The organism is Streptomyces sp. WAC05292, from assembly GCF_003949955.1.
GTDB classification, from domain to species: domain Bacteria; phylum Actinomycetota; class Actinomycetes; order Streptomycetales; family Streptomycetaceae; genus Streptomyces; species Streptomyces globosus.
In genome coordinates, this window is record NZ_RPSE01000322.1 from 1 (window position 1) to 7,478 (window position 7,478).

General features: G+C 74.1%; 8 protein-coding genes. All 8 read left to right on the forward strand.

Features of this window, described 5'->3' with window-relative positions; translation table 11 throughout:
* The coding region (locus tag EF903_RS25350) for a hypothetical protein (protein WP_221888769.1) at window positions 1–726 on the forward strand (726 nt) is incomplete at its 5' end.
* Between the two features lie 75 nt (window positions 727–801).
* Window positions 802–2,010 (forward strand): DUF4132 domain-containing protein, encoded by a 1,209-nt coding sequence (locus EF903_RS25355; RefSeq protein WP_185902814.1) that lies wholly within the window; start codon window positions 802–804, stop codon window positions 2,008–2,010.
* An 893-nt stretch (window positions 2,011–2,903) separates the two neighbouring features.
* Window positions 2,904–3,101: a hypothetical protein gene (locus tag EF903_RS25360; RefSeq protein ID WP_125546901.1), complete on the forward strand. Its 198-nt coding sequence runs from the start codon at window positions 2,904–2,906 to the stop codon at window positions 3,099–3,101.
* On the forward strand, window positions 3,088–3,561 hold the full coding sequence (locus EF903_RS25365; RefSeq protein ID WP_125546903.1) for a helix-turn-helix domain-containing protein: 474 nt from the start codon (window positions 3,088–3,090) through the stop codon (window positions 3,559–3,561). Before EF903_RS25360 ends, EF903_RS25365 begins: the two co-directional genes overlap by 14 nt.
* Entirely contained in the window at window positions 3,510–4,046 is a 537-nt protein-coding gene (locus EF903_RS25370) for a hypothetical protein (protein WP_125546905.1), read from the forward strand. Before EF903_RS25365 ends, EF903_RS25370 begins: the two co-directional genes overlap by 52 nt.
* A gap of 513 nt (window positions 4,047–4,559) precedes the next feature.
* Entirely contained in the window at window positions 4,560–4,874 is a 315-nt protein-coding gene (locus tag EF903_RS25375) for a hypothetical protein (protein ID WP_125546907.1), read from the forward strand.
* The gene (locus tag EF903_RS25380) at window positions 4,874–5,749 is read left to right on the forward strand and encodes a helix-turn-helix transcriptional regulator (RefSeq protein ID WP_125546909.1); all 876 of its coding nucleotides are present in this window, start codon (window positions 4,874–4,876) and stop codon (window positions 5,747–5,749) included. Before EF903_RS25375 ends, EF903_RS25380 begins: the two co-directional genes overlap by 1 nt.
* 344 nt (window positions 5,750–6,093) lie before the next feature.
* A complete protein-coding gene (locus EF903_RS25385; protein WP_125546911.1) occupies window positions 6,094–7,449 on the forward strand; it encodes a fibronectin type III domain-containing protein in 1,356 nt (451 codons plus the stop codon).
* Window positions 7,450–7,478: the final 29 nt, after the last annotated feature.

Here is a 7,478-nt window from a genome sequence, read left to right on the forward strand (position 1 = left end):
GCGAGGAGGACGAGGGCGCCGGCCGCACCGCCGATGCCCGCCGCACCGCCGTTCCCGCCCGGGGCCCCGCCCCGCCGCGGCGGGGCGGGCCGCACCCTCGCGATCACGGCCGGCGCCCTCGTCCTCCTCGCTGTCCTCGCCGTCCCCGCCCAGAAAATCCTCGGCACCGTCTCCACCAGCGCGTTCCCGCCGGCCGAGCACATGCTGACGGTCCCGCAGCACCTGCTGGGCGGCCAGTACACGCTGACCGACGACGAATCGGCGGCGATGAAGGAGGAGCTGGCCGGCGAGGCCGTCCGGAGCGACCCGACCATCCGCGATCCCCGGCCCGCCGTCGGCCGCTACAGCGGCTCCGCCGGGAAGAAGACCGCGGTGCTGTCGTTCTCCGGGCTGTACGGGCAGTTCAAGCACCCGGAGTCGGTCCGCGACTCGATCCTGCGCGGCGCCCGGACCTCCGAGGGCGCCGCCGAGGCCGGCCCGCCGCAGGTCTTCCGGCCGGCCGGCTCCGAGGTCGCCGTCAGCTGCCAGGTCCTGACGCTCACCGAGGAGGGCGCCGAGTCGACCGTCCCGGTGTGCGCGTGGGGCGACGGGAACACCGCCGCGTTCGTCGGCTGGGTCCTCCCGGACATCGCCGGCCGCGCCCCCGACGCGGTCGACCTGGCCGGCTTCGCCCGCCTGACCCTGGACGTCCGCGCCGAGACCCGGCGACCCCTCACCCGCCCCTGAGCCGGCCGCCGCCGCTGCCGCCGCCGCTGCCGCGGTCCGCGGTCGCCGTCAGTCCCCTCCGGCATGATCGAGGACATGAGCGATCCCCTGGCCCACGTGTTCGACCCCGGCAACGGCTGGAGCACCCGCATCCACCCGCACCTGACCGGCCTGCCGCCGCACCTGGCCGAACTCGTCCTGCACCTGGCCAGCTCCGACGCGGGCTGGAACTGGCGCTACAAGGCCGACACCACCTGGATGCGCCGCACCAAGGCGCTGCTCAAGGCGGACGGCGCCGACGCGCTCGTCCGCCACGCGGTACGCGAACTGGCCGCGGGCGGCTCCTTCCACGACCAGGGCGATCCCGAACACATCATCCGCGAGATCGGGCAGGTCAAGCCCCCCTCCCCTGCCCGCGCGCTCGCGATCGGCTTCCTCCTCGCCGCCGGCCGGCTGCGCGCCGACACCGACGGCCTGAGCGCCGACCTGGCCCTCGTCGCCCGCAAGAACTCCCAGGCCATGGACACCTACCACCGCGTGGACCACGAGATCGCAGGCGCCGCGTTCGCCGCCCTCGGCGACCTGCCCGGCGCCTCCGCCATGGACGAGCTGTGGGACCTGCACCAGCGGATCACCCCCTCGATCCACCCGCACAAGGTGCTGGTGAAGTCCGTGAAGCGGGCCGCCGCCCGCCTCGGGATCCCCCCGCAGGACATCGCCGAACGCACCGTGCCCCGCCACGGCCTGCAACCGGACGGCACGCTGACCGTCGGCTGGATCGGCCGCGGCGTGCTGTGGTGGAACGCGGCGGTCGACGCCGTCATCACCCTCCACGACACCGGAACGGTCACCGTCGACTGGTCCGACGACGACGGCCGCACCACCCGCACCACGGCCCCCTTCCGTACCCCGAGCGGCTACAAGACGCCCCTGCGGGCCGACAGCGTCGACCTGGTGCGGCGCCACGCCAAGGACATCGCCAGGACGCTCGAAGCGGAACGGAACCGGCTCGCCTCCCTCGCCGAGGACCCGGACCGCACCTGGTCCTGGCGCGACTGGTCCCGCCACTACCGAGACCACCCGGTGACGGGCGTCGTGGCGCGCTCCCTGGAGTGGGAGTACCGCCTGCCCGACGAGGACGCCTTCCGGCCCCTCGACCCGGCCGACGCCGGCGGAGCCGTCCCCGACACCGCCCGCGTCCGCCTGCGCCCCGCCTCCGCGGGCCGAAAGACCTCGCCGCCGGCCGCGCCGGCCGGGAGGCCTCGTACGGTGGGCACCACCGCCCGCCCTACGTCGAACGAATGACAGTGAAGCGTGCTTCTGTTCGATGCAGCCGCTCCGCGCGGCGGGCGGCCAGGCGTGATGTCGATCACATATGGCTTTTCGTGGCAGAGGCTCGACGCTCGTTGTTCACAGATGGCGGGCCGGGGTGAGGCAGCCGCCGCAAATCGGGCGAAGCGTCTTGTTCGGAGGGGCGGTCCGTGCCGGAACGATTCAGGCCCCCCGCCGGAGCGGGGGGCCCACAAGGTGCACTCAGGCCATGAGATGCCACTTGTCGGTGCGGTCAGTTGGAGCTGAGCCGCGCCCCCATGGTGGCGTGCCACGAGGGGTCGTGTGGTGCCATTCGCGGCTTGTCCGAAACGGCGACCGAAAAACCGTAACAACCTCAACAACCCGACGCCACCTCTGACATGCGCTTTCGCTGCCGCCGCCGCCGCCCCCGCCGAACAATTCCGCGGACTTCTTCGGCCCCTCCGCGCCCCGCGCGGGCCCGCCGGGCGGCACGGCGCGCCCGGCCCGCCGACCCCGCCTTGTACCAGACCGGGGTTCTTCATGAGGTAAACGGAACCGGCGTGGCGTCCTGGGGCGGGTTATTCACGAACGCACAACCTCGCTGCGGGGGAGTGCAGCCAGGTGCCCGCCGAGGACCTCATGGGGCAGACTTGGAGCCGCGCACGGAAGCCGCGGAGGGCGTCGACCCTCCACCCGGCGGCGGGAGTTGGAGCTCCCGGCCGACGGGCCGGCGGCCACGTCCGCGCACCAACTGAACACGCACTCAGGCCGAGTCACACCCCCGGGCCGCGGGATCCGCCCGCGGCCCGGGGCTGAGCGAGGGCGTCCCGGCAGGGGCGCCCTCGCTCGTACACAGCCCCTCATCCGAGCGGTCGGGCAGAAACCGCTCGTTCCCGGGAGTCGAGATGCCCCACAGCACCACCACGCGCCGGCGCACCGCCATCGCCGCCGTCGCCCAAGCCCCCCGCGCGGCCGCCCGCGCCCGCGCCGGCGGCCCCCGCACCCGTGCCCCGTACGCGGGCGCCCGCAAGCACACCCGCCGCACCTGCGCCCGCCGCGGCGAGCCCGGCCGCCGGGAGGTGGCCGGCCGTGGCGCGTCCTGAGAACGAGATCCCGTCGTACGCACCGATGGAGGTGGCGGAACTCGCCCGCCAGCTGCGCGCGCTGCGCCGCCGCAGCAACCTCACCTACAAGCAGCTGTCGTCCGTCTCGCACTACTCCGCCGCGGCCCTGTCCACGGCCGCGTCCGGCAACCGCGTGCCGAAGTGGGAGCTCGTCGAGGCCTTCGTCCGCGGCTGCGGCTTCAGCGGCGACCTGCGCACCTGGCGGACCCTCCACCGCAACGCCGCGGCCCGCTTCGCCGGCGAGGAGGCCCGCAAACGCGTCTCCCGCAGCGCGGACGACGCCGCCGCCGCCGACGGCGAGGCCCCGCAGACCCCCTCCGACGACCGGGACAGGCCCGAGGGCCGCCCCCGCTCGCGCCGCGGCCGGCCCGCACCGCCCCGGACCGCGTGCACACCGCCCTGGCCCTGTGCACCACGGCCAAGGACGTCCTGCAGGTGATGCGCGAGCTCGTCGCCGACCGCGGGCTGACCATCGCCGACCTGGAACAGCGCAGCCGCCGCGAGTACCCCATCTCCGGCGCCACGTTCTCCCACGTCCTCAACGGGGAGGACCTGCCCACCACCGAATGGCTCCACATCTTCCTGACGACGGCCTGCGGCCTGGAGCAGGAGCGCACCCTGATCTGGCACCACACCGTCACCCGCATCAAGATCGCGACGCTGCGGCACGGCCGGCTCCCGCAGGAACCGCTCCCCGAGTCACCGGCCGTCGTCGCCGAGCGGAGCCTCGCCGTCGTGCGGACGCTGCTGTTCGCCCTGGCCGTCCTCCTCGCCGTCGCCGGCGGACTCGCGGTGTACGTCTTCCTCCACTCCGCGCTCCCCGCCTTCGTGACCGGCCTGACCACCTTCGCCGCCTCGTGCGCCGTGGCGGCCTACATGGCGGGCGCCGAACCCCCGCTGGGCGCCCGCCCGCTCTGGAGATGAGAGGCGGCCGGGGGACTGCGGCGACGCCCGGCCGGAAACGACGACGGCTCGGCTCCCCGGCCCACACCCTGCGGTGTACTGGGCCGGGAAGCCGAGCCGGTGGGCGTCCTGTTGGCGCAGGGCACCCGGGGTGTCAGCATGTCCGAGGTCGGGACATCGCCGTGAAACCAGCCGCCGGGGCGACTGCCTGCACCCAGAGTTGCCTCTTGGGAGGCGTTTATCCAGAGTAACCGGCCGACAGTTTGGTTACGAACCCGATCCCGCGAAGAACCAGCAGGTCACAGCGGTGCGGTGGATTGTTGACTTACATACCGAACCCCGTCCGGCAGATGTGAACATCACAGCCTGTTCCCGCGGGGCCGCCTGGTGGACGATGAGCGGTGTCAGTGGTTCCGCCACACGGGAGTTGGCGCTCCCGGCGGGGCCGACGAGGTCCACAGGGTCCCCTGCCGCGGAACCGCCCCGCGCGCCCACGGCAGCGGACCCTGTGTCAGAGACGAGAGGCCGTCGACGATGCAGGCGCACGTACACCCCCGGGGAGGCATCTGCCTCCCCCTCCCGCAGCCCCCGCTGTGGGGCTTCGACCCGGCCACGGCACTCCGCCGCCTCGGCCGCCGGATCACCGGCACCCTCCGCAAGTACGCCGCCCCCGTGCGGCTCGGCCTGTACTCCGCGGCCGGCACCGCGGCCGGCACCGCCGGGCACCTCGCCGGCCTGGCCCCGGACCAGTCGGTGGGCCTCGGCCTGAACGTCGCCGCCACCGCGGCGGCGTTCTGGCCGCCCCGGCCCGCCCCCGCGACCGACACCTCCCGGACGGGTACGCGCTGATGCCCCGCCAGCCCAACCCCATCCGGGAGGACGCCTCCGCGGAGCTGCGCGAACTGGCGAGCGCCATGCGCGGCCTCAAGGAGGAGCACGGCCTCAGCTTCGCCACCCTCGCCCAGCGGGTCCACTACTCGACGGCGTCGCTGTCGAACGCCGTCTCCGGCAAGCGGCTCCCCACCTGGGACGTCGCCTGGGCGTTCATCCGCGGCTGCGACGACCGCGCCGACGAGGCCGTCTGGCGGTCCCGGTGGGCCGCCGCCGAGGAGGGCGAGCTGCGCCGACCGCCCGCCGAGGACGGCGGCACGGCCGCGGAAGCCGCGGTCCGCCGCCAGGCGGCCGGAGCGCCGCGGCCCCGCCGGTCCGTGGCGGAACTGGTCCGTGAGGAGGTGGCCCGCCAGCAGCAGTCCACCTCCTGGCGGCCGTCCGAGGCCGACGCGGTCTCCACGGCGCTCGCGCTGTGCACGACCGCGTACGACTTCCGCGTCCTGCTGCGCGAGCTGATGGCCTCCGAGGGGCTCGACCCCGACGAGGTCCGGGCCAACGCCCGCGCCCAGGGCCTGGGCCTGACCCGCACCGCCGTCCTCGGCATCCTCGACGGCGACGACGTCCCCGACGCCGAGCCGCTCCACGCGTTCCTGCTGGGCTGCGGCGTCGGACCCACGGGGGTGGGGGCCTGGCACTCCACCGCCACCCGCATCAAGATCTCCCAGGCCCGGGTCGGCGAGTCCGCCGACGACGGCCCGGGGCACTCCCGCCGGGTGGTGACCTCGTGGCGCCGCTTCCGCGGCCAGCTCAACCTGGACACCGCGATCGGCATGGTCTGCACGGTCGCCCTGACCCTGCTCCAGCTGATCGCGGTCGCCAAGCACGGCATCTGACGGACCGACCGGGACCGGGAGCCGCCACCCGCCAGGGGTGGCGGCCCCCGCGCGCCGCCGGGGCTCCCGGTCGGGCGCGGAGACCGTCCCGCCGCAGGCGGCGTACGGAAACGGAATCCGCGGCCGACTCCTGCGCAGGGTTCCGGACGGCAGCCTGACCGGATTCCGGCCCGCACTTCAAGGCCGCCCTAGCCGGACCTTAAGGGACGGATAACAGGGCGCCCACATCGCTTCCGGAGCCCGGAAGCGGACGCAAACGCGCTTATGGTCACTGGCGTTGACCGAGGCACATCCGATGCCGCCGCCGTCTCCCGGCGGATCGCCTGTTCACCAAGAGGTTCCTGATGTCCCGTAAGCGAATTGCCCTGGCCTGCGCGGCCGTGGTCGTCGGAGCGGCCTCCGTCGCCGTCCCCGTCGCAGCCAACGCCGGAGAGGACGGCGGGCTCGGCGCCGCCTGCCGCATCACGGCGCAGTCCACCGCCTGGTGGGCGTCCGCGGAGGTCTCCGTCTCCAACGAGGCGGACCGGCCCGTACGGGACTGGACCGCCCAGTTCGAGCTGTCACAGGGCCAGGCCACCATCGACAACCCGTGGGCGTACGAACTCCGCCAGGACGGCAAGCGCGTCACCGTCAAGCCCATAGCCGACCGGGCCGACGTCGCCGCCGGCGCCACCCGCACCGTCAAGGTCGGGATCAACCCCGCCGGCAAGGGCATCCCCAAGATCAGCGGCTGCAAGGCCACCGGCCCCGGAAGCGGCGGCACCGGGACAGGCACCGACGCCAAGGTCCCCGCCGACAGCGGCTCCTTCGTCAAGGACCACACCGCCGTCCACCTGATGTGGAAGCCCCCGGCCGGCGCAGCCGACACCGACCGCTACGAGGTCTTCCAGAACGGCAAGCGGATCAAGACCGTCACGGGCACGATGACCGATGTCGAAAAGCTCGCGCCCGGCACCCGCCACACCTTCAAGGTCCGCACCCTCCGCGCCGACGGCACCACCTCCGGATTCAGCAAGGACATCGTCCTCACCACGCACGCCGCGCCCGGCCAGGACGCCGCGAAGCCGGTCATCCCCGCCGACCTCGAAGCCACCGCCTCGGGCCCCTACCAGGCCTCCCTGCGCTGGCACCCGGCCACCGACGACGTCGCCGTCACCGGCTACCGCGTCTACCGCGACGGCACGCGCGTCCAGGAAGCCGATGCCAAGGCCGACTCCGCCACCGTCTCCGGCCTCACCCCGAGCACCGCCTACCGCTTCAAGGTCACCGCCGTCGACGCCTCCGGCAAGGAGTCCGAGCCCACCCGGGAGGCCGCGGTGACGACGGCACCTGCACCCGGCGGCGGCACGGGCGGCGGCGGCACGGGAACGGGCAAGGGCGCACCCGGCGACTTCACCGCCACCACCTCCACCAAGCAGGACGGCCCCGTCACCCAGCACTACCTCGACCTCGCCTGGTCCGTCCCCCAGAACCTCGGCCAGATCACCACCTACCAGGTCTTCCTGAACGGCAAGCCGGCCCAGACCTTCATGTGGGGCACCGCCACCCCGGTACTGCCCGTGCCGACCACGAAGGGCACCCGCGAAGTCCTCGTCGGCCCCCACCCCGGCACCACGTACACCGTGAAGATCCGGGCACGGCTCGGCGACGGCACGTGGGGCGCCTTCTCCCGCGAACTGACCGTCAAGACCGGCGGCTGACCCCGCGGCCCCGCGGCCCTGCGCCTCAC

Excerpts from the sequence above, each read along its gene's own strand:
- EF903_RS25380 (WP_125546909.1), top strand. The coding sequence starts at position 4,874 with ATGCCCCGCCAGCCCAACCCCATCCGGGAGGACGCCTCCGCGGAGCTG.
- EF903_RS25375 (WP_125546907.1), top strand. The coding sequence starts at position 4,560 with ATGCAGGCGCACGTACACCCCCGGGGAGGCATCTGCCTCCCCCTCCCG.
- EF903_RS25360 (WP_125546901.1), top strand. The coding sequence starts at position 2,904 with ATGCCCCACAGCACCACCACGCGCCGGCGCACCGCCATCGCCGCCGTC.
- EF903_RS25355 (WP_185902814.1), top strand. The coding sequence starts at position 802 with ATGAGCGATCCCCTGGCCCACGTGTTCGACCCCGGCAACGGCTGGAGC.
- EF903_RS25385 (WP_125546911.1), top strand. The coding sequence starts at position 6,094 with ATGTCCCGTAAGCGAATTGCCCTGGCCTGCGCGGCCGTGGTCGTCGGA.